Source organism: Rhizobium oryzicola (assembly GCF_030504645.1).
Taxonomy (GTDB): domain Bacteria; phylum Pseudomonadota; class Alphaproteobacteria; order Rhizobiales; family Rhizobiaceae; genus Neorhizobium; species Neorhizobium oryzicola.
In genome coordinates this window covers 15429-37747 of the sequence record NZ_JAUKWQ010000008.1, presented here as the reverse complement: position 1 = coordinate 37747, position 22319 = coordinate 15429, and the positions used below count along the sequence as shown (strand labels likewise).

Below are 22319 nucleotides of genomic sequence, written 5' to 3'. Positions count from 1 at the left end.
AAACATCAGGACGGCAGACCATGCACAAGGTTATTTTCGATACGGACCCCGGCATTGATGATGCCATGGCGCTGCTGTTCCTGCACCGTCATCCCGAGATTGATCTCGTCGGCGTGACGACCGTCTTCGGCAATGCATCAGTCGATACGACGACCCGTAACGCGCTTTACCTTGCGGAAGCCTGGAACATCGATGCGCCCGTCGCACGCGGCGCAGACCGAACCATCGATCCGGCCCGCAAGGAAGGCCATTGGCCGACCGCCATTCACGGCCATAACGGCATTGGCGACGTGGTGATCCCGCAATCAATTTCGCGTCAGGCCGATCCGCGCCCAGCGCATCAGTTCATCATTGACACCGTACGCGCGCACCCGGGCGAAGTGACGCTGGTCGCCGTTGGCCGCATGACCAATCTGGCGCTGGCGCTTCAGGCCGCCCCTGAAATAACCAAGCTTGCCAAGGAAGTCGTCATCATGGGCGGCGCCTTCGACGTGCCGGGCAATGTGACGCCGGCGGCTGAAGCCAATATCCATGGCGATCCGGAAGCGGCCGATATCGTCTTCACGGCCCCGTGGAAGGTGACGGTGATCGGTCTCGACGTCACCATGAAGACCGTCATGACCAGCGGCTACCTCGCCAAGATGGTCGAGGCAGGCGCCGATGATGTGCGTCTGCTGTCGGATATTTCTCAGCTCTATATCGACTTCTACAAGAGCCGCGTCGGCGATGGCATGGTGGTGCATGACAGCTGCGCCTGCGTCTATGTCGTGCGTCCAGATCTCTTCGAGACTCGCAGCGGCTCCATCCGTGTCGTTTGCGGCGGCATCGCCGATGGCCAGACGATCCAGAAGCCGGATGGCCGCGGTTTTCCGCCGAGCCCCTGGGACGGTCTGCCGAGCCAGATCGTGACGACCGGCATCGATCCGGATGGCGTTCTGGAGGCTATTCGCGCAGCTCTCGTTGAACATCGAGCGGCTTAAAGCTATCAGCCCCTGTCAAGGTCTGATTGCTGTTTCCGCAACACAGCAGATGCAAAAATTTCCCGGCTGAATCGGATGCCATTGGCATTTCGGCTGGATTTCCTTATGTGGGACCCACAATAAATCAAGAATTCAGAGGATACGAGCTTGACCGCTACATTTGACAAAGTCGCCGACATCATCGCTGAAACGAGCGAGATCGATCGCGCCACCATCACGCCCGAGAGCCACACGATCGACGATCTCGGCATCGACAGCCTCGACTTCCTCGACATCGTTTTTGCGATCGACAAGGAATTCGGCATCAAGATCCCGCTTGAGCAGTGGACGCAGGAAGTCAACGAAGGCAAGGTTTCGACCGAGGAATACTTCGTTTTGAAGAATCTCTGCGCCAAGATCGATGAACTGAGGGCTGCCAAGGGCTGAAACGCCCGTGGTGAGAATGCCTGATGCTTCTTGAGTATTTCCAGATGATCGACCGTGTGAGTGCGGTCGATATCGAGGCGAGGACGCTGAAGGCAACCTCCGTGGTTCCACAGGCGAGCCCCGTGTTCGAGGGACATTTTCCTGGCATGCCGCTGGTTCCCGGCGTGCTCCTGATCGAAACGATGGCGCAGGCAAGCGGCTTTCTGCTGCTGGCCTATTCCAATTTTGCCGCCATGCCGTTCCTGATGTCTGTCGACGGGGCCAAGATGAGAAGCTTTGTCGAGCCGAATGCCGTGCTCGACATCGAAGCTTTTCTGGAGCATGACGGTTCCGGTTATGCCGTGACCAAGGCCAAGATCTCGTGTGAAGGCAAGAAGGTCTGCGATGCGCAGCTGAAACTGCGCACCCTGCCATTCGATGAAGTGCCGCTGGCGGATATCGTTCGCAAGCGTGCTTCCGAAGTCGGCCTGATGGAAGCGCTTGGCTCCCGTTCCTGAACGGAAAGCAGAAGGATTGATCCTGAGATGAGCAAGTCCGACAATGATGTCGTGATCACAGGTATTGGCATCGTCACCTGCCAGGGCGTGGGCAAGGATGCCCATATTTCCTTGCTGACGTCCTCCGAGGTTGCTGCCCCGCGGGTCGATGCCGAACGCTTCAAGCCCTACCCCATTCATCCGATGCCCGAGATCGACTGGTCGCAGCAGATCGCAAAGCGTGGCGACCAGCGCCAGATGGAAAACTGGCAGCGGCTTGGTGTTTTCGCCGCCGGTCTCGCGCTGGATGATGCCGGTCTCAAGGACAATGCCGAAGCCTGCGGCACGATGGACATGATCGTGGCGGCCGGTGGCGGCGAGCGCGACATCAATGTCGACACGCTGATCGTCAACGAGGGGCTGAAGCGCAACGACCGCGAACAGCTGCTCAACGAGAAGCTGACCACCGAATTGCGCCCGACGCTGTTCCTGGCACAGCTTTCCAACCTGATGGCCGGCAATATCTCCATCGTGCATAAGGTCACCGGCTCTTCGCGCACCTTTATGGGCGAAGAGGCAGCTGGCATTTCCGCGGTCGAGACGGCCTATCACCGCATCAAGTCCGGCCAGTCCACCCATTCGCTGGTCGGTGGCGCTTTTGTTGCGGAGCGCGCCGACATCATTCTTCTGGTGGAAGGTATCCGCGCGCATGCAACGGGGGACTGGCATCCGCTCTGGTCGCGCGCGATCGAAAACGGCGGCGGCATGATCATGGGCTCCGTCGGGGCCTTCCTGGTGCTGGAATCGCGCACCAATGCGGAAGCACGCGGTGCGCATATCTATGCCGTCATCGACGATATCGAGGGCGATCGTGGCCGTCGTGAGGATCGCGGTCTGGAAACACGCCTTGGCCGGTTGGCGGGTCTGGCTTCCGATCTTCCTGCGTCCGATCTCGTCGTCTTCTCGGGGTCGAGTGGCCTCGTCGATCTTGCGGCACGCGAACGGGCTGTTCTGGAATCGGAATTTCCGGGTGCGGCCATTCGTGGCTATGGTGGCGTAACGGGTCACGCACTCGAAGCGCAGTTCCCGCTCGGCCTCGCGCTCGCTGCATTGGCGCTGGACACCAATGCGCATGTGCCCGCTTTCGACAAGGATCATGAAAAGCCCATGTCCGGCGGCGCGACCCATGCGGTCGTAACGACCGTTGGCTACATCAGGGGCGAAGGCCTTGCCGTTCTTTCCGGCAACGCCTGAGGAGACGATCATGACGAACACTGCTTTCAAGGATCATCTGGGCCGCCCCATCATTGCCGTGACCGGCATGGGGGTGATCACCTCGCTCGGCCAGGGTCTGGCCGACAACTGGGCGGCGCTGACATCCGGAACGTCAGGCATCCACAAGATCGAGCGTTTTCCGACCGAAGGGCTTTCGACCCGCATCAGTGGCACGGTGGATTTCATCGCCATTCCTCGCCCCAATGCCGTCGAGCGCTCCTTTGCCATGGCACGCGAAACGACGACCGAGGCCTTGGCCCAGGCCGGCCTCTCCGGTGATTTCGAAGGTCCGCTGTTCCTGGCCGCTCCCCCGGTCGAACCGGAATGGAGCGATCGCTTTGAGCTGGCTGACCGTGCGCCGCCGCCGCAGCGCGATGGTGATGCCTATGACCGTTTCCTCACGGCCATGCGTCAGCGTCCCGATCCGGTTTTCCTGGAAGCGGCTCAGTTCGGTTCGATCTCGGAGCGGCTTTCCGATCACTTCGGTACGCGCGGCCTGCCGGTGACGCTGTCGACAGCCTGTGCATCCGGTGCAACGGCAATCCAGCTCGGTGTCGAGGCCATTCGCCAGGGTCGTACCGATCGCGCATTGACGGTTGCGACGGACGGTTCCGTCAGCGCCGAGGCGCTGATCCGTTTCTCGCTTCTCTCGGCGCTCTCCACGCAGAACGATCCACCGGAAAAGGCATCGAAGCCCTTCAGCAAGGATCGCGACGGTTTCGTGATTGCGGAAGGTGCAGCAACGCTGGTGCTGGAATCGCTCGAATCTGCGGTGGCCCGCGGTGCCAAGGTTCTTGGCATCCTGAAGGGTTGCGGCGAAAAGGCCGACCATTTCCACCGCACGCGCTCTTCGCCGGATGGCGGGCCTGCCATTGCGACGATCAGAGCAGCTCTTGCCGATGCCGGCATCGGCGAGGACGCGATTGGCTACATTAATGCCCATGGCACCTCGACGCCGGAAAACGACAAGATGGAATATGGCGCGATGCTTTCCGTGTTCGGCGAGCGTCTGAAGGACGGCATTCCCTGCTCCTCCAACAAGTCGATGATCGGCCATACGCTGACGGCAGCCGGTGCGGTCGAAGCCGTGTTCTCCATCCAGACCATGCTGACGGGAACGCTGCCGCCGACCATCAACTACACCAACCCGGATGCGGCCATTCAGCTCGACGTGGTGCCGAATGTGAAGCGGGATGCTGAGGTGAAGGCCGTGCTGTCGAATTCCTTCGGCTTCGGCGGCCAGAATGCCAGCCTTGTCATGACGCGGGAGCCGGCCTAAACACCGGTTCCATTCTGCTGATCCCAGCTATAAAGCGTGTGGCCGTCTTTCAGACCGGCTCTCACGCTTTAGGTCCTTGTTTTACGCATGTCGTTAGCGCAAAACCGCTGCACACTTTTGCGCGACATGCTCTAGACGCCTTCGGGCGAAGGAAGACCCTTATGCGCGCATTGCAACTGATTGATGATCGTCGTCTCGAAGCTGTCGATATCCCCGAGCCGGAAGCCCCGGCACCGGGCGAGGTGACGCTGCGCGTGAAGGCGGTGGCCCTCAATCACATCGATGTCTGGGGCTGGCGCGGCATGGCCTTTGCCAAGCGCAAGATGCCGCTGACCATCGGCGCCGAGGCGTCAGGCGTGGTGGAAGCGATTGGCCCCGGCGTTGCCAATGTGCTGCCCGGCCAGCTTGTCTCGGTCTATGGCGCGCGCGTCTGCGGCCTCTGCAAGCCCTGCCGGGAAGGCCGCGACAATCTCTGCGAACATGTCGGCGGCGTGCATGGCTTCCATCTCGATGGCTTTGCGCAGGAAAAGATCAATATTCCCGCCCGCCAGCTGGTTCCGGCTCCTCCGGGTGTAGATGCTGTCGGCGCTGCCCTTGCACCCGTCACGTTCGGAACCGTCGAACACATGCTTTTCGACAATGCCAAGCTGGAGCCGGGCGAAACCATTCTGGTGCATGCCGGCGGCTCCGGCATCGGCACGGCTGCCATTCAGCTGGCCAAGAAAATCGGTTGCACGGTCATCACCACTGTCGGTTCCGACGACAAGATTGAGAAGGCCAAGGCGCTCGGCGCCGATCATGTGATCAACTACCGCACCGACCGCTTTGAAGGCGTGGTGCGCAAGCTGACCAAGAAGAAGGGCGTCGATGTCGTCTTCGAACATGTCGGCAAGGATACCTGGGCGGGTTCCATGCTCTGCCTCAAGCGTGGTGGGCGTCTCGTCACCTGCGGTTCCACATCCGGCGTCTCGACCGAGATCAACCTGATGATGCTGTTCCAGCAGCAGCTGAAGCTGCTTGGTTCCTTCGGCTGCCGCATGGAAAACATGGCAAACGCCATGCAGAAGATGGCGCGTGGCATTGTGCATCCGGTCATCGATACCGAAGTGGGTTTTGACGAAATCGACCGGGCGCTGGAGCGCATGGAAGGCCGCCAGATTTTCGGCAAGATCATCCTGAGGATGGACTGACCCATTGAAGATGCTGATCACGAGAATTGTACTGGCCCTTCGCCACTTCCAGCAATGGCTGGTGGCGCAGCTCGTGTTCGGCTTCCTGAATACCTTGAAGATCCTGCCCGCCGATCCGGCCATCAATTTTGCCGATTGGCTGGTCCGCAAGATTGGTCCGCGCCTGAAGCGCCACCGGCTGATGCTGGTGAACCTCCGCAATGCCTTTCCGGAAAAGTCCGATGGCGAGCTGGAAGCCATTGCGCTGGCGAGCTGGGGGCATATGGGCCGGCTTGCGGCGGAATATGTGTTTCTGGACCGGATCTTCGACTTTGATCCGCATGCGGTAACGCCGGGCCGGATCGAGGTGGAGGGCATCCCGATCTTCCTCGACCTGCGCGACAATCCGCGTCCCTTCATCGTTTTCACCGCCCATACGGGCAATTTCGAACTGCTTCCTGTTGCCGGCAATGCCTTCGGTCTTGCTGTCACCGTGATGTTCCGCCCGCCGAATAACCCTTATATCGCCGAGAAGGTTTTCTCCTTCCGCGCCTCCCGCATGGGCAAGTTGGTGCCCTCGCATGCGGGTTCTTCCTTCGCGCTGGCCCGCCAGCTGGAAGCGGGCGGGGGCGTTGGGGTGCTGGTCGATCAGAAGTTCCAGAAGGGTCTGGAGACGACCTTTTTCGGGCGTCCTGTGCAGACCAATCCATTGCTTGCCAAGCTGGTGCGCCAGTTCGATTGCGAGGTCTATCCGGCCCGCTGCATCCGTCTGCCCAATAATCGCTACCGCCTGGAAATCGAGCCGAAGATCGACATCCCGCGCAACGAGAAAGGCGCTGTCGATGTGCATGCCACAGGGCAGCTGTTGAATGACAAGGTGGAGAGCTGGGTGCGCGAGCATCCCGAACAATGGCTCTGGTATCACGACCGCTGGAATATCAAGCGTTCGATTTAACTTCGGATTGTTGGCGTCGCCAGTCGCGAATTTCACCCCCCTCTGTCCTGCCGGACATCTCCCCCTCAAGGGGGGAGATCAGCTGAGCGGCTACCCGCTCGTTTCCTCCCTCGACAGTGCGAAGCGTATCGGAATGGCGACGCACAATGGGCGTGGGGCGATGCGACGAGTCGATCTCCCCCCTTGAGGGGGAGATGTCCGGCAGGACAGAGGGGGGTATTATCGGGCGTCGAACAAATGGCCATTTGAGTAGCCCCCGACATCACTCAGCCCACCTCACTTTTCGGCTATGCCCCCTCACCATCCTCCAAGATTCTCTTCAGCGACGTCAGATCCGAAAGCACGTGGGCTGCATCTTGGCTGAACTGTTCCTCGGACATGTCGGGCAGGCGGGTGACCATAAAGATTGCCTCCGCGCCGTCACCGTTCGGGACGATTCGGAACGCGTTATGCACATTGAGTCCCGAAGGCATGCTGACGATGTGATCGATGACGCCGAAGTCGTTCGCTGGCGCAAACGTCACCTGGATCGTTCCCAAGGGGCCGCCATCGGCCAGCCAGTGGTCGTCCTCGCGAACGAGCCCGCGTCCCAGTCCAGACGCCCAGAGGGCCATGTTTTCCGGGTTTGCTGCGAAAGCGTAGACCTCTCGCCATGGCTTCTCGATCGTGACGTGAACGATGATCGTGCCCATTGTCGGCATGTTTATTTCCTCCCTCGCGTTCTCTTAATGTTCTTTATGGCGCGCGGTTGAAATTCTGCAAGAGGCCGTTAGTTCCATCGGCAGAGGTGACCGGACAGGTCGCATCTGCGGGCACGAAATTAAATCGGTTTGACCAAGTGCGGCCTTGCCGTTCGTCGTATGGAGTGCCACAACACGCACGCAAGTCTAATGGAGGCACCCCCCGTGGAACAGGCAGAAATCGGCCTAATCGGCCTTGGCGTTATGGGCTCCAACCTGGCGCTGAATATCGCGGAAAAAGGCAACAAGATCGCGGTGTTCAACCGTACGCAGGAAGCGACCAAGAAATTTTACGCTGAAGCCGGTGCGCTTCAGAGCCAAATCATCCCTTGCGAAACACTCGAAGAATTCGTCGCCGCCATCCGTCCGCCGCGCCCGATCATCATCATGATCAAGGCCGGCGATCCGGTCGACCAGCAGATGGAGCTCCTGAAGCCGTACCTCTCTGCCGGCGACATCATGATCGATGCCGGTAACGCGAACTTCCGCGACACCATGCGCCGCTTCGATTCGCTGAAGGACAGCCCGCTCACCTTTATCGGCATGGGCGTCTCTGGTGGTGAGGAAGGCGCACGCCACGGCCCGTCCATTATGGTGGGCGGCACCGAGGAAAGCTGGAAGCGCGTCGAGAAGGTGCTGACCTCCATCTCCGCCAAGTTCAATGGTGACCCTTGCGTCGCCTGGCTCGGCAATGATGGTGCTGGTCATTTCGTCAAGACGATCCATAACGGCATCGAATATGCCGACATGCAGATGATCGCCGAAATCTACGGCATCCTGCGCGACGGCCTGAAGCTCTCGGCACCTGAGATCAGCAAGGTGTTCGGCAACTGGAATACCGGTCGCCTCAACTCCTACCTGATCGAGATCACTGAAAAGGTTCTGGCTGCGGCTGATCCGATCACCGGTCAGCCGATGGTTGACGTCATCCTTGACGCTGCCGGACAGAAGGGCACCGGCAAGTGGTCGGTCATCGAGGCGCAGAATCTTGGGGTTGCCGCCACAGGCATTGAAGCTGCTGTGGCTGGGCGTATTCTGTCGTCGCAGAAGGCGGAACGCGTGGAAGCCGAGAAGATCCTCGGCCTGCCGGACACGCTGGCTTTCCCGGCCGTCGATGGCGTCGCCTTCCTGAAGGATCTGGAAAGCGCGCTTTTGGCCGCCAAGATCGGTGCCTATGCGCAAGGCTTCGCCGTCATGGCGGCGGCCTCCAAGGAATATGGCTGGCATCTGCCGATGCCCACGATCGCCAAGATCTGGCGCGCCGGCTGCATCATCCGCTCGCAGTTCCTGGATGAGATCACCTCGGCCTTCACCAAGGATCCTGACGTGGCGAACCTGATCGTGACGCCGGCCTTTGCGGCACTCGTCAAGGAAACCGACGGTGCCCTTCGCCGCGTGGTGTCGACGGCTGCCCTTGCCGGCCTGCCGGTTCCGGCGCTTGCCTCGGCACTCTCCTATTTCGACAGCTACCGCCGTTCGCGCGGCACGGCCAACCTCATCCAGGCCCAGCGCGACTTCTTCGGCGCGCATGGTTTCGATCGTGTCGATGGTGTCGACAAGCATCACGGCCCCTGGGGCAGTGGCGCGGCGATCTACTGATCGAACAGCTATGAATGAGATGCTTCGCCGCTTCTTGCGGCGAGGCATTTTCAGAGAGCCATTTTGATGCACGATCGTCTTTATCTTCTCGGCAGCAAGGGTGGCCCTGCCATCCGTCCAGGCGGCCCCAATCCAACATCGATGCTGCTCACGATCGCGGGGCGACGCATCGTGATCGATTGCGGGCTCGGCGTGACGCGTGGTGTCGTCGAGACGGGCATGTCGTTGAAAGAGCTCGACCTCGTCTTCATCACCCATCTGCATTCCGATCATGTGCTGGAATTGGGCGGTCTTCTGCACACCGCCTGGACGACAGGCCTTGCCATCCCGGTAAAGGTCTATGGTCCCGAGGGTACGCGAAAGCTCTGGCGGGGTTTTTTGGCGTCGCTGGACTTCGATATTCGCATCCGCATCGAAGACGAGGGGCGGCCGGATCTGGCGGGCCTGATCGAGATTGTCGAATACAGCGAAGGACCGGTTTTCGAGGAAGCGGGTCTTGTTGTCGAGGCGCTTCGGGTCGATCATCCGCCGGTGACGGATTGCTTTGCACTCAGGTTCAAGGGTGGTGGCAAGACAGTCGTCCTGTCCGCCGATACCGCCTATTTCCCGCCGCTTGCCGGGTTTGCAGCAGGCGCTGATGTTCTCGTCCACGAGGCCATGTTGCCGGAAGGCGTAGAGAATATCATTGCCCGCACAGGCAATGGCGCTCGGCTGAGGGAACATCTCTACGCATCCCATACGCTCGCTGCCGATGCCGGCCGGCTAGCGACGGAGGCGAGAGTGAAAACGCTTGTGTTGAACCATCTGATCCCGGCCGATGATCCGTCCTTTGGTGACGCGGATTGGCGCAATGCCCTTGCACCCGTTTGGAACGGGCCGCTTGTCATCGCCAAGGATGGTCTCGCCGTAGACTTCTGAAATCCGGGGCCGCGCGATTTCGCGGCTCCAAGACTAAAACCGAATCCTGAGGAGGAAAGACCATGGGCTGGCAGCCTGCCGAAGACCGTTATTCCCGTATGAAGTACAATCGCTGCGGCCGCACCGGCTTGCAGCTTCCGGCGATCTCGCTGGGTCTCTGGCATAATTTCGGAGGCGACACGCCTGATGACCGCAAGCGTGCCATTTGCCGAACAGCTTTCGATCTCGGCATCACGCATTTCGATCTCGCCAACAATTACGGCCCGCCGCCCGGCAGTGCCGAAAGTGCGTTCGGCGAAATCCTGCGCACGGATTTCGCAGGCTATCGCGACGAGTTGATCATCTCGTCCAAGGCGGGCTATAACATGTGGCCAGGTCCTTACGGTGAATGGGGCAGCCGCAAATATCTGATTGCGTCCTGTGACCAGAGCCTGAAGCGCATGGGCCTCGACTACGTCGATATCTTCTACTCGCATCGCTTCGACCCTGATACGCCGCTCGAAGAAACCTGCGGCGCGCTGGATCATATCGTGCGGTCGGGCAGGGCGCTTTATGTCGGCATTTCGTCCTATAACTCGAAGCGGACGCGGGAAGCTGCTGCCATCCTGAAGCAGCTCGGCACGCCCTGCATTATCCACCAGCCCAGCTATTCCATCATCAACCGCTGGGTTGAAGAGGATGGGCTTCTGGATACGCTCGACGATCTCGGCATCGGCTCGATCGTCTTTTCGCCCCTCGCGCAGGGCATGCTGACCTCCAAGTATTTGGGCGGCATTCCTGATGACAGCCGCGCGGCGCAAGGCAAGTCGCTGCGTCCGTCCTTCCTCAACGAGCGCAATATCGCGAACCTGCGTGGCCTGAATGCGATTGCCGAAAAGCGCGGCCAGACACTGGCGCAGCTGGCGATCGCCTGGGTTCTGCGGGGCGGTCGTGTTACGTCCGCACTGATCGGCGCCAGCCGTCCAGAACAGGTGGTGGATTGTGTCGCAGCCCTCGACAGGCCTGACTTCACGCCCGAGGAATTGGCGGAAATCGAAGTCTTTGCGAAGGATGCTGATATCAACCTCTGGGCCCAATCCGCCGAGCGCGAAGGCCCGTTGCGTTAAGTTATCTTCACGTCGATGCGTTTGGCCCGATTGGTTCGCCAGCCGGGCCTTTTTGTTGTTCGTCCGTCAGTCTCTCTGCTATTTTTGCCCGACATGACGGATGGGCAGGGCTCTACAGGATTGTCTGAGCAACCAACCGATGATACCCGTAGAAATTGATTTCTGATTTTGTATCTGGATACTGAATTTGCTCATCAATATCATAGGGTACGGACGGGAAATGAGATTGCCTTCAGTTAATGTTTCCATGCGGATTGCGGCAATCCTTGCGTTACTTACCTATTTTATAGCCTTTCTGAATGATCGCATCTTGTCCGCGGATGGGGCCTACTATCTCGCCAGACTTGCGGATTGGCATGGATTTGTTCTTGTCGGCTGGCATCGGAGCAACGCTCAGTTTGCAACCCAATGGTTGCCTGTCTATGGATCGAGACTTTTCGACCTCAGCCTTGAGGAATTGAAAGGCTTATACTCGCTGAACGTCTATTTGGTTGCGGTCGTCAGCTTTCTGCTCTGTTCTGCTTGGATGCGCTCAGCGCCCACGTTACTTGCTCTGCCCCTTCTTTCATTCGTGCTTCTGGAGTTCAACAGCACGTTTATCATCATGGGAGAGCACCATGTGCTGGCTCTCGCCGTGTGGCCCATCCTGGCCTTCTGCCTTTTTCCTTCCACGCGATGGTATGACTGGGGACTTTTTCTCGGGCTTTGTCTGCTTGCGACGAGATCGTATGAGGCAGGTGCTATTGTCCTCGCTTTGCCGTTTCTGCTGTGCCTGTGGAATGCATGGGCATATCGCGCGTCTCATCAGCGATGGCTTTGGGTCCTGGCTGGGATCATCCTCGCCATCGGAATCGTGATCTCGATAGATGGCATCATTCATCCGCGTGACGTCAGCAACTATATGGGCTTTCGCGAGCAGGTGCTCGTCGCGCTTGGTTCGCCGCTTGCGCAGGTGGCACTGGCAATGAGCATAGCCACCGTTGCCGGACTCTATTTCGGGCAGGCACGCTATTTGTTGCTGGGGGTGGTCGCATCCATCGGCATCATCCTTGGGCAGCAGATGACCTTTCACAAGGTCACCGCGCTTCAGAGCTTTTCCGCGCGCACATTCACGGTTTCAGTGCTTCCCTTTTTGCTGGCCATTGCCATCGCTTATGGCAAGCTTGGCATAGGCCGCGATTTCTCCCGCAAGTCCGCCGCTGTGTTCCTTATGTTCATGGGCGTGGCTTGCTTCTATTCCCTGATAACCGAATGGCGTTGGCACAAGGTCACAACCCGCATCGAACAGACGCTCAAAAGTCACTCGGGCTTCGTACCCGTCAGCGAAACGGGTTTGAGTATGGACGAGTTTGTCGGCACGTTTACGATACCGACCATGAGTGTCTTCATGTCGGGGCGCTGCGTCTCGTCCATACTTCAACTGCCGGAGGGATACTGGCTTCCCTATGACCTCGTGAAGGACAACGTCCTGTCGCGGTATCGGCAATATGACCGCACGGTCAACGGTCAAGGCTGTAGCGGCTGATACAGCCTTGACCGCTCAGTATTTCCATTGCCTTGCAGGGCTCACTCGGCAGCCTGCCGCTGCCAGCTTGCGAACGGGTCTGGCAGATTGCGCCAACGGTCCGGCTTGAATTCGCTGTCCGGCAGGAGACAGATATCCAGCTGATTGCGGATCCAGGCTTCGTCCATCGCTTCGGCGCCAATGAAGACGATCTCCTGGCGGCGATCTCCCCAGGTGGGGTGAAGGTAGCGCGCCAGTCCGTCCCGGAACTGCCGGTCCTGAGGCCACTGTGTTTCGGGTACTGCCGCCCACCATAGACCGAGCTTCTGTGTGCGCATGATGGCGCCGGCTTGAGACAGTTCGCCGACGTAATAGGGGCGGGTGGCCAGCCAGAAGAAGCCTTTGGCGCGGATGACGCCCGGCCAGCTGCGGTTGATGAAATCGTGCAGCTTTGCCGGATCAAAGGGCCGCCTTGCTCGGTAGACAAAGGAGCGGATGCCATATTCCTCCGTTTCCGGTACGTGGTCCTTGAAGCCGTGCAATTCCTTGAACCAGAGCGGATGCGTTTCTGCCTTGCCGAACTCGAAGAGGCCCGTGCCGAGAATCTGACGTGGCGCCACCTGCCCAAAGTCGACTTCTATGATGCGCGCGACGGGGTTGAGGCCGCTGACGATCAGTCGTGCGGCTTCAAGCTGTTCCGGCGTTGCCGTCGATGCCTTGTTGATGACAACCACATCGGCAAACTCGATCTGTTCGACCAAGAGATCGACCAGAGTGCGATTGTCACCGTCGCCGGCGGTCTCGCCGCGATCAGCCAGAAAATCGGACGAGCCGTAATCCTTCAGCAGGTTGGCAGCGTCGACCACGGTGACCATGGTGTCGAGGCGGGCGACGTCCGAGAGGCTTCTCCCGTCCTCGTCGCGGAATTCAAAGGTGGCGGCGACGGGAAGGGGTTCTGCGATGCCGGTCGATTCGATCAGCAGGTAGTCGAACCGCTGCTGCTCCGCGAGCTGTCGCACCTCGTTCAATAGATCGTCGCGCAGCGTGCAGCAGATGCAGCCATTGGTCATTTCGACCAGCTGTTCCTCTGTGCGCGACAGCTTGGCATCTCCATCGCGCACGAGTGCGGCGTCGATGTTGACCTCGCTCATGTCGTTGACGATGACGGCCACACGCAGGCCGTCCCGGTTGGATAGGATGTGGTTCAGCAGCGTGGTCTTGCCCGCACCCAAAAAGCCCGAAAGCACTGTGACAGGGAGTCTTTTGTCCATCGTGAGTTCCACTAGAATGTTATACCATTACATATTTTGATCCAGAAAAAGGCGGTCTCCCGCCTTTCCATTCCGGAATGCATTTGCAGTCAGCTTGCCCGGCTAAGACACTCGTTCAGCGATGATGCGAGGTTCTGCATCAACTCAAAGTAGAGGTTCGGTCCTGCCTTGAGGTTCGCCCCTTCCGGATCGAGCACTCCAGTCTTCGCGGATGTGCCCGCGGACACGGTCTGCAGGATCTTTGGCGTGAACTGCGGCTCGGCAAATATACAGGCGGCACCCAGGCTTTGCAGTTTCTCGTGGATCTGTCTCACACGGTCGGCACCGGGGGCAACCTCCGGGCTCACTGTCACGGAACCTGCAACGGTCACGTGATAGCGATTCTCGAAATATTGGTAGGCATCGTGGAAGACGATGAAGGGCTTGGTCTTGATCGGCTCTACCGTCTTCTTGATGTCTGCATCGAGTGCATCGATCTTCTGCAGAACGGCCATCGTGTTCTTGTTATAGACCGCGATATTGGCAGGATCGACCGCGATCAGACGGCGCTCGATCTCCTGCACCAGGACTTTTGCGTTTTGCGGGTCCAGCCAAAGATGGGTATCGATCCCCTCATGCTCGTGCTCTTCGCCATGGGCGTGATCGTGGTCGTGAGCTTCCGCGTGGGCGTCATGGTCGTCGTCATCGGCATGCGGCTCGAAGGTGCCACCTTCACGCATCGGCAATGTCTTGAGGCCGGGGGTGTGTTCCAGCGCAACAACGGTGGAATCCTTGCTCAATGCCTGCAGCGGACGCTCCAGAAAGGCTTCCATGTTGGGGCCGACCCAAAATACGAGATCTGCGTTTTGCAGTGTGCGAGCGTTAGAGGGTTTTAGATTATAGGTATGCGGAGACGCCGAGCCGTCCACAATCAGCGCCGGTTCTGCGACGCCATTCATGACTGCGGCCACAAGAGAATGCAGCGGCTTGATCGATACCACGACATCCGGGGCTGCCGTGGCCGGCGCTGCGGCGGCAAAACTGGATGCGAGTAGGATCGCAGCGGCTGACTTCATCAGGAACTCCTTGAAGAACGCATGTAATGTTATTACATCAATTGAGTAATGCTATAACGTGTGCGATAGCTCTTCGCAACAGCGAGTGAGGATTTTTCGAATGCTAATGCAACCGCGGCCGCAGGAGAGCGTGCTGGTAACGCTTTCTGGTGCCGGTATTCGCCGCCAGGGCCGGTGGTTGGTACGTGGTGTTGACCTTTCCATCAAAGCTGGTGAAATCGTCACGCTGATCGGTCCCAATGGTGCGGGCAAGTCCACAACCGCGAAGATGGCGACCGGCATACTCAAGCCAGATGAAGGCTCTCTCACTGCCGCGGCAGGCTTGAAGATCGGTTACGTGCCGCAACGCTTGTCCATCGATCGCACGATGCCGCTGACCGTCGAGCGCTTGATGCGGCTGACGGGGCCACTCGATACTGCCACTCTCATGGCGGCGCTGGAGCAAGTACAGGCCGGCCATCTCCTGAAGGCCGAGGTGCAGAACCTGTCGGGCGGCGAGTTCCAGCGTGTTCTGCTGGCACGTGCGGTGGCGCGCAAGCCTGATCTGCTGGTGCTGGATGAGCCCGTGCAGGGGGTCGACTTCGCCGGCGAGGTGGCACTTTACGACCTGATCGGTACGATCCGCGACAAGACGGGCTGCGGCATTTTATTGATTTCACATGATCTGCATATGGTCATGGCCGCTACCGATACAGTGATCTGCCTGAATGGCCATGTCTGCTGCCGCGGAACGCCGGCAGCCGTCAGCCAGAGTGACGACTACCGTCGTCTGTTCGGGGACGTTGGCCGCGGTCTCGCGGTCTATAACCATCAGCACGACCATACGCACCTGCCGGATGGCCGCGTGCGCCACCTGGATGGTAGCGTGACGGATCATTGCCATCCAGACGATGGGCACCATCATCACGGCCATGACCATCAACACGATCACGATTATGCGCACGGGCATGGCAAGCCAACGGGAGCGGAGAGGGCGGCGGATCATGCTTGACGATTTCTTCGTGCGTGCCCTGCTCGCCGGTATCGGGCTTGCTTTGACGACAGGCCCGCTTGGATGCCTCGTGGTGTGGCGGCGCATGGCCTATTTCGGCGATACGATGGCCCATTCGGCACTGCTGGGCGTGGCCTTGTCACTGTTCTTCCAGATCAACCTGCTGGTCAGTGTGTTTGTGGTTGCCGTTGCCGTTTCGCTCCTTCTTCTGCTGTTGCAGAAGCGTCAGGCACTCTCGGCGGATTCACTTCTCGGCATTCTCTCACATTCGACGCTCGCCATTGGTCTCGTGCTGGTCGCCTTCATGACCTGGGTGCGGATCGATCTCATCGCCTTTCTGTTTGGGGATATCCTGGCCGTGACGCCAGCCGATATCGCCTTCATCTGGATTGGTGGTGCCGTGGTGCTCGGATTTGTTGTTTATCTGTGGCGGTCGCTGATTGCCTCGACCGTCAGTCCCGATCTCGCCGAAGCCGAGGGGCTGAAACCCGAACGGGCACAGCTTGCCTTCATGTTGCTGATGGCACTCGTGATTGCGATTGCCATGAAGATCGTCGGGATTATGTTGATCACCGCGCTGCTGATCATTCCGGCAGCCACCGCCAGACGCCTGTCTTCGAGCCCCGAAGCCATGGCCGTCACTGCGTCGCTGGTAGGAGCCTTGGCCGTCGTTCTCGGCCTGTTCGGCTCTCTGTACCAGGATACGCCATCCGGGCCGTCGATCGTCGTGGCGGCGTTGGCGCTTTTCGTTATCAGCCTGTTGCCGCTTGGCAGCAGGATCATCCACCGCAGCCCTGCTGGAGATCAAACATGAGCACACTTAATCTGACCAAGAACCAGTCGCTCGTTCTGGATCTCCTGTCGCGGGCAGATCAGCCATTGAGCGCCTACACAATTCTCGATCGTCTTCGCGATCATGGGTTTCGCGCGCCCCTGCAGGTTTACCGGGCGCTCGAAAAGCTTCAGGAAATGGGCGTCGTCCATCGGTTGGAGAGTCTGAACTCATTTGTCGCCTGTTCGCATCAGGAAGAAGCCTGCTGCAGCCATCATGGCACCGTCGCCTTCGCAATCTGCGATAGCTGCGGTCAAGTCAGCGAGTTCCACGATCATACGATTGATGACCGGTTGGCCGAGTGGGCGCGTCAGAAGGGATTTAAGTCTGAAAAGACGACCATCGAAATCCGCGGGCTCTGCAGCGCCTGCGCGGCCTAAAGCCCCATCAGGCCGCCATCACCGTCTGGTTGCGACCGCCGTTCTTGGCCATGTAGAGCGCCTTGTCCGCTGAGGAGACCAACTCTTCGATCGTTGATCCCTCCTGCGGCGTGCAGGATGCGATGCCTATACTGGCCGTTACAGAATGGGTTTGACCGGCCTGGGCGTTCACCAGGGCCGAATGGATGCGGCTCGCGATGAGTTCCGCGACATTTTCGTCGGCACCCGGCATCAGCACCGCAAATTCCTCACCGCCCATGCGAGCGGTCAGATCGGTCATGTGGCGCACTTGGCCTGCAATTGTTCTCGCGACCAATTGAAGACAGGCATCGCCGGCCGGATGACCATAGGTATCGTTGAAGCGCTTAAAGTGATCGATGTCGATGAGAAGAAGCGCAAGCGGGCTGCCATTGGCCTCAGCGCCCGTCCAAGCGGTCCGCAGTGCTTGCTCCATGCGCCGCCGGTTGGCAATGCCGGTCAGGGGATCGGTATAGGAAAAGGCGCTGAGTTCTTCGTTTTCCCGGCTGATCTCGTCATGCCGGATCTGATCTTTCAGCATCATGAGATAAAGCCGTCGCATGGTGCTGTCGAGGCGTGTATTGGCCAGCAGTGTAATGACGGCGGTGATGTACATGTAACTGACCGCCTGCCAATAGCCCGGCGAGGTGGTGGTCAAGACCGGCCACATGAAGGCTGTTGTGATCGCGCTGATGCCAACGGAAGTGAAGACTGCGGGTAGCGTCCGCAGTTGCAGAATGATGTTGCAGACGATTAGAAGCAGGCTGACCAGAAAGGCTTTGTGGTTGGCAGGTGCCTCGCGCATCAGGGCCAGACTATTGATGGCGCAGGCGATGAGCAGCATGCTGGCGCTCAACAGCCAGTCATGCAGTCGGTAGTTCTTCCAGAAAAACAGCAGCCAGCCGACGCATAGGCAGGGAATGGTCACGCCGATGATGCGGATTGCCAAGGCGAAGTAGAGGATTTCCGGTTTAACGTAATTATCCCAGAAAACGCCCAGATTGAACAACAACAGGCAGACACCGAAACCGATCAGGCTGGGGCGCAGTTTGATGCGTGCGGTGTGGGCAATGTAATGGTCTTCGATTTTTGAACTAAAGCGCCAGATGCGATCGCGTGCCTGAAGATACTTGTCGATCAGCGATCGGTTCTGGACGTCATTGGGCTCGAACAAACGTTCATTGTCACGCATCAATCCCTCCGCCCGGCGCTTTGGATCCTCGACTTCGAGTTAAAGTATAATGATGAATTTTAGCTTATGTTGTATGTGCATAAGCGAATATAAGCGCGATGACATCCTAAACGGGGCGAAGCTCGCTCGCAAAGCGTTTCCAGTTGCGGATGTAGTTCTCGGCGGAAAGCTTTAGCTTTGCCACCGCCTCCTCATCCAAGGTACGGATGGCCTTGGCGGGGCTGCCGACAATCAGGCTGTTGTCCGGAAACTCCTTGCCCTCCGTTACCAGCGCATTAGCCCCGACCAGGCAGTTGTTGCCGATCTTCGCACCGTTGAGGATCGTTGCGCCCATGCCCACCAGCGAATTGTTGCCGATGGTGCAGCCATGGATGATCGCACCATGGCCAATGGTGCAGCCTTGACCGATGGTTGCGGGAAAACCCCAATCCGTATGGATCAGGGTGTTTTCCTGAATATTCGTGCCAGACCCAATGGTGATCCATTCGTTGTCGCCGCGAATGGTGACGCCGAACCAGATGCCGACATCCTCTCCGATGTCTACCTTGCCGATGACATGCGCGCCGGGTGCAACCCAGTAGCGACCGTCGGCCGGCGTTTTCGGTGATGACTCCCCCAGAGTGTAAAGCGGCATCCGGTTCTCCCTCCCTCGGCGTAGGTGCGATCAGATAACGGCGACGTCCAGCATTGCGACGCCATCTACGGCGCCCTGGATATGATCACCACGAACCACCGGACCGACGCCTGCGGGCGTTCCCGTCATGATGATGTCGCCGGCTGCCAGCGTAAAGAGCTTCGAAAGTTCAACGATGATTTCCGGCAGCTTCCAGATCATCTGCGACAGGTCGCCCTTCTGTTTGCGTGAGCCGTTGACATCCAGCCAGATCGCGCCGCTCTGTGGATGGCCGATCTTGTCGGCGGGTACGAGCGCCGAAACAGGAGCGGAGGCTTCAAACGCCTTTGCAGCCTCCCAGGACCGGCCAGCCTTCTTGAGGCCGTCCTGAAGATCGCGGCGGGTGAAATCAATGCCAACGCCGTAGCCCCAGACGCAATCGAGAGCCTTGTCAGCGGCAATGTCGCTGCCGCCGGCTTTCAGCGCCATCACCAGTTCGACTTCAAAGTGAACGGAGTTGGAAAGCGGCGGGTAGGGGAACCGGCCATCGGTGACCAGATTCTGGGCGTTCTTCTGGAAGAAGAAGGGCGGCTCGCGAGTCGGATCAGCGCCCATTTCAATCGCATGATCGGCGTAGTTTCGGCCGACGCAGTAAACCCGTCGAACCGGAAACCGCGCTTCCGATCCGTCGATCGGCAGGAGCACAGGGGCGGGCAGAGGAATAACGGTGACGGGCATATCGGCCATGGACTCGATCCTTCGTAATGGTCTGGCCACGTTACTAGAAGAAGCTACGGTTCTTGTCTCGCCTGTTCTGGCTCAAATGACTGTGTGTCTGATCAAAGCCACATGGCTTTATGCCCCTTAGCAAGGGCTGGCCAAGCGCCCGAATTCACCAGGAATATTTCAATTCCACGCCCAAATAGTTGCTGTCGCGCGCGCCTGCATGACGAAGCGTCTGGCCCACTTGGTAATGCACGGCTTCCACTGCGCCGGTCAAATTGGCATTGAATTTGTAATCAGCCCGAAACTGAGCATAGGCGCCCGTCCATGCATCGCCTTGTCCTGCGGTCTTGGCAACGGGAATGTTCGGTTGCGTATAGACAGCATCCTGCGTCGTTTCGCGCCACAACAGTCCGATAGCGCCCGTCAGGGTCAGGTTTTCGACCGGAATCACCGTCACTGAAGGCTTCAGATGGATCAGGTTGGCGTAACCCGTGTAGCCCCCGAGGGAGAAATAGTAGCCGTTCGGGAAGAGCGGGTTGAAAGTGGCGATGGTGCCATCGCCAGACTTGCGATCACCGGAGGCAATATCAAACTGCAATCCGAGACGCGGGCTCCATGTCGCTGTCTCAAACGTGTAGCCACCCCGAGCTCCGAAAGCCCATGCCGCAATATCCTTGGAGCCGACGCGGCCTGCCTGTCCCATTGCCTCGATGTCCCAATCGAAACCCTGTGCGTTGCCGGCAAAGCGGACGTCCAGGATATGGCGCTGCTCGTCACCGCTCGCATCGAGGTAATGAGCCTGCTCGCGTTGATAGAGCGCATAATAGGCCGAAAGCTCGTTGCCGCCCAGAACAAGCCGTTCGACGCGTGCCGTGCTGAAGCGGAAGCCGTCATCGGAAAAGTCGTCAAAAGGGCGGTTGTCGCGATACTGAACGGGCTGGCTGATAAAGCCGAGAACACGCCAATCGGAGGTCTCCCAATCCGCCCAGACAGCATCAAAGGATTGACGGACATTGGGACCATCTCGCGAGGAAACGAAGCGTTGCAGGTCGAACGCAAAGTCCTGGCGTCCGATGCGGGCCTTGAACGTTCCGGCATCGAAGTCTTGCGAATAGGAAAGAAAGGCGAGCCTGAGATCCATCTCGTTGGCATCGGCGGGACCGACCTGCTGCTTATCGAAGGCCCTGGCATCCTCAAATTGCGTGAAGATCTCCCAGTTTTCATTCAGATGGGCATCAATGTGAAACTGGAGACGCTGGATCAGATAGGAGTCCCTGATATTCGAGCCGGTCCCGAACGCCGGCGCATCATTCGTTTCAAAGCGTTCCCGCGCCGTCACACCAAGTGAGATGTAGCTTTGGAGATCGTCCGGAAAAAGCGGGATGTATTTCAAACTGTCGAGGGGCTCGGTGCGCAGGGCCGGGTCTGATAGCGGTGACCAGTCTTCCTGCCAGCGGTTGCTCTGGATCGCAGTGCGTTTGGACGCCTGGGCTTTGCTGTCGGCGGCGTCTGCGCTGTGAATGCCGATGCCCAGCGAAAGGATCAGGAGAGAGATGCCTGCGAGGACGAACTGTTTTTGCGCAATGGTCATGGAGCTTTCCGGGGTGATGCCGAGCGGTAATCCCCATAAGCTTAAGACGGCGCCAAGCAGATCGCTTGAACGGAATTCGGGTCTTAGTCCAATCCTGTCATGGCAGACGGATGCGCCATGATTAGCATAACCGGACATATTGAGTGGTGGTGGAGGTTATCTCCTTCGGCGTCACAAGCGAGACCGGCGGCGCTCCATCCGGCCGATCTCGCCTGCCGTTCAGAGGTGCCCGCGTTCCATCGCTTCGAGAAGTGCGGCGATGTATCCGTAGCAGAAGGCGAAGGCGACGCCGACGGGGTCGCGTCCCGAAATCGTCGGTACGTGATCCGGCATGATCATGTATTTGTAGCCGACTTCCCTGTAGATCTTCAGCGACCGCACCATGTCCATGTCGCCTTCATCCGGGAAGGTTTCCATGAAGGACAGCTTGCCGCCGCGGATATTGCGGTAGTGCACGTTGAAAATCTTGTCGCGGCTGCCGAACCAGCGGATGATGTCGTCGATTTCTTCTCGGGGATTCTCCAGCATCTCACCGATCGAACCCTGGCAGAAATTCAGGCCGTGATACGGGTTTTCGCGCATCAGCACGAACTTCTTCAGCCCCTCGACGGTGCCGAGCACGCGGGTCACGCCCTTGTAGCCCGGCGGCGTGTAGGGGTCATGCGGGTGGCAGGCGAGCCGCACTTTGTTGCTTTCTGCCACGGGCACGACGCGTTCAAGGAAATAATCGATGCGCTCCCAGTTCTCATCTTCCGACAAAACGCCGGCGAGACCCGGTGCAGTATTGGGATCGGCTTTCTCCCAGCGCCATGCTTCGTTCAGCGAGCCGCCGCGGCCCCGCTCCATTTCCGTGCGCGGAATGCCGATGAGGTTGAGATTGTATTTGGCGGCAGGAATGCCGGCCTTGGCGATGTTCTCGATCATGGTGCAGACAGCATCGATCTGCCGATCACGGTTCGGCCCTGCCAGCAGAATGTCCTTGTAGGGGGCCTCTTCGATCGGTCGCGATGACATCGGCAACTGGATCATGTCGAGGATCAGGCCGAAGCTTTCCACCTTGTCGCGGTGCCGCTCGATGTCGTCGAACGTCCAGCTTTCCGGTGCGCCCGGCGGATCTGCGCAGATATGCTTGAGCCCGAGCTGCGCCCAGACCCTGAAATCATCGTCCTCGCGAGCGGTGACCTGTGTGCCTACATACATTTCGATTTCATCCGTGTTGGTGA

At 59.0% G+C, this 22319-nt stretch carries 22 protein-coding genes; 14 read left to right on the top strand and 8 right to left on the bottom strand.

Translation table 11 applies throughout. The features are described 5' to 3' along the window. The first annotated feature begins 20 nt into the window (after positions 1–20). The 7 genes from Q2T52_RS20010 (at position 21) to Q2T52_RS19980 (ending at position 6560) form a co-directional block, all read left to right on the top strand. Entirely contained in the window at positions 21–980 is a 960-nt protein-coding gene (locus Q2T52_RS20010) for a nucleoside hydrolase (protein WP_302078618.1), read from the top strand. A 147-nt stretch (positions 981–1127) separates the two neighbouring features. Beyond that, complete coding sequence (locus tag Q2T52_RS20005; RefSeq protein WP_034477251.1) at positions 1128–1406, top strand: acyl carrier protein; 279 nt, start codon at positions 1128–1130, stop codon at positions 1404–1406. A 23-nt stretch (positions 1407–1429) separates the two neighbouring features. Beyond that, positions 1430–1903, top strand: coding sequence for a 3-hydroxyacyl-ACP dehydratase FabZ family protein (locus tag Q2T52_RS20000; protein ID WP_302078617.1), 474 nt, complete (start codon positions 1430–1432; stop codon positions 1901–1903). 27 nt (positions 1904–1930) lie between these two features. Beyond that, positions 1931–3136, top strand: a complete 1206-nt coding sequence (locus tag Q2T52_RS19995) for a beta-ketoacyl-ACP synthase (protein ID WP_302078616.1) — start codon at positions 1931–1933, stop codon at positions 3134–3136. A gap of 10 nt (positions 3137–3146) precedes the next feature. Beyond that, entirely contained in the window at positions 3147–4436 is a 1290-nt protein-coding gene (locus Q2T52_RS19990; protein WP_302078615.1) for a beta-ketoacyl-ACP synthase, read from the top strand. Positions 4437–4597: 161 nt separating this feature from the next. Then, positions 4598–5626: a zinc-binding dehydrogenase gene (locus tag Q2T52_RS19985; protein ID WP_302078613.1), complete on the top strand. Its 1029-nt coding sequence runs from the start codon at positions 4598–4600 to the stop codon at positions 5624–5626. A 4-nt stretch (positions 5627–5630) separates the two neighbouring features. Next, the gene (locus Q2T52_RS19980) at positions 5631–6560 is read left to right on the top strand and encodes a lipid A biosynthesis lauroyl acyltransferase (protein ID WP_302078612.1); all 930 of its coding nucleotides are present in this window, start codon (positions 5631–5633) and stop codon (positions 6558–6560) included. Positions 6561–6847: 287 nt separating this feature from the next. On the opposite strand, the gene Q2T52_RS19975 is transcribed toward Q2T52_RS19980, so the two are convergent. Beyond that, positions 6848–7261, bottom strand: coding sequence for an SRPBCC family protein (locus tag Q2T52_RS19975; protein ID WP_302078611.1), 414 nt, complete (start codon positions 7259–7261; stop codon positions 6848–6850). A 204-nt stretch (positions 7262–7465) separates the two neighbouring features. Between Q2T52_RS19975 and gnd the strand changes: the two genes are divergently transcribed. The 4 genes from gnd to Q2T52_RS19955 all read left to right on the top strand — a co-directional run bounded on the left by gnd (position 7466) and on the right by Q2T52_RS19955 (position 12448). Beyond that, complete coding sequence (gene gnd / locus Q2T52_RS19970) at positions 7466–8899, top strand: NADP-dependent phosphogluconate dehydrogenase (protein WP_302078610.1); 1434 nt, start codon at positions 7466–7468, stop codon at positions 8897–8899. 66 nt (positions 8900–8965) lie between these two features. Beyond that, a complete protein-coding gene (locus Q2T52_RS19965) occupies positions 8966–9817 on the top strand; it encodes an MBL fold metallo-hydrolase (RefSeq protein WP_302078609.1) in 852 nt (283 codons plus the stop codon). A gap of 62 nt (positions 9818–9879) precedes the next feature. Beyond that, a complete protein-coding gene (mgrA, locus tag Q2T52_RS19960) occupies positions 9880–10923 on the top strand; it encodes an L-glyceraldehyde 3-phosphate reductase (protein ID WP_302078608.1) in 1044 nt (347 codons plus the stop codon). A 187-nt stretch (positions 10924–11110) separates the two neighbouring features. Beyond that, positions 11111–12448 carry a hypothetical protein gene (locus Q2T52_RS19955; protein ID WP_302078607.1) on the top strand — a complete coding sequence of 446 codons (1338 nt, stop codon included), beginning with the start codon at positions 11111–11113 and terminating at the stop codon, positions 12446–12448. 41 nt (positions 12449–12489) lie between these two features. On the opposite strand, the gene zigA is transcribed toward Q2T52_RS19955, so the two are convergent. Together zigA and znuA are read right to left on the bottom strand one after the other, a co-directional pair. Continuing rightward, positions 12490–13698 carry a zinc metallochaperone GTPase ZigA gene (gene zigA / locus Q2T52_RS19950; protein WP_302078606.1) on the bottom strand — a complete coding sequence of 403 codons (1209 nt, stop codon included), beginning with the start codon at positions 13696–13698 and terminating at the stop codon, positions 12490–12492. 89 nt (positions 13699–13787) lie between these two features. Continuing rightward, positions 13788–14753, bottom strand: coding sequence for a zinc ABC transporter substrate-binding protein ZnuA (gene znuA / locus Q2T52_RS19945; protein ID WP_302078605.1), 966 nt, complete (start codon positions 14751–14753; stop codon positions 13788–13790). Positions 14754–14853: 100 nt separating this feature from the next. Here znuA and Q2T52_RS19940 point away from each other — a divergent pair, with 100 nt between their 5' ends. From Q2T52_RS19940 to Q2T52_RS19930, 3 genes are read left to right on the top strand one after another with little or no spacing between them, the layout of a single operon-like run. Continuing rightward, a complete protein-coding gene (locus Q2T52_RS19940; protein ID WP_302078604.1) occupies positions 14854–15744 on the top strand; it encodes an ATP-binding cassette domain-containing protein in 891 nt (296 codons plus the stop codon). After that, positions 15665–16558 carry a metal ABC transporter permease gene (locus tag Q2T52_RS19935; RefSeq protein ID WP_436799561.1) on the top strand — a complete coding sequence of 298 codons (894 nt, stop codon included), beginning with the start codon at positions 15665–15667 and terminating at the stop codon, positions 16556–16558. Before Q2T52_RS19940 ends, Q2T52_RS19935 begins: the two co-directional genes overlap by 80 nt. After that, a complete protein-coding gene (locus Q2T52_RS19930; protein ID WP_302078602.1) occupies positions 16555–16956 on the top strand; it encodes a Fur family transcriptional regulator in 402 nt (133 codons plus the stop codon). Before Q2T52_RS19935 ends, Q2T52_RS19930 begins: the two co-directional genes overlap by 4 nt. Before the next feature lie 7 nt (positions 16957–16963). Here Q2T52_RS19930 and Q2T52_RS19925 read toward each other — a convergent pair whose 3' ends face one another. The 5 genes from Q2T52_RS19925 to Q2T52_RS19905 all read right to left on the bottom strand — a co-directional run bounded on the left by Q2T52_RS19925 (position 16964) and on the right by Q2T52_RS19905 (position 22296). After that, a complete protein-coding gene (locus tag Q2T52_RS19925) occupies positions 16964–18166 on the bottom strand; it encodes a GGDEF domain-containing protein (RefSeq protein ID WP_302078600.1) in 1203 nt (400 codons plus the stop codon). Positions 18167–18272: 106 nt separating this feature from the next. Beyond that, positions 18273–18800 carry a gamma carbonic anhydrase family protein gene (locus Q2T52_RS19920; protein ID WP_302078598.1) on the bottom strand — a complete coding sequence of 176 codons (528 nt, stop codon included), beginning with the start codon at positions 18798–18800 and terminating at the stop codon, positions 18273–18275. A gap of 30 nt (positions 18801–18830) precedes the next feature. Beyond that, complete coding sequence (locus Q2T52_RS19915; RefSeq protein ID WP_302078757.1) at positions 18831–19517, bottom strand: fumarylacetoacetate hydrolase family protein; 687 nt, start codon at positions 19515–19517, stop codon at positions 18831–18833. A gap of 154 nt (positions 19518–19671) precedes the next feature. Beyond that, on the bottom strand, positions 19672–21096 hold the full coding sequence (locus Q2T52_RS19910) for an alginate export family protein (RefSeq protein ID WP_302078596.1): 1425 nt from the start codon (positions 21094–21096) through the stop codon (positions 19672–19674). A 219-nt stretch (positions 21097–21315) separates the two neighbouring features. Then, entirely contained in the window at positions 21316–22296 is a 981-nt protein-coding gene (locus Q2T52_RS19905; protein ID WP_302078595.1) for a mannonate dehydratase, read from the bottom strand. Positions 22297–22319 lie beyond the last annotated feature (23 nt).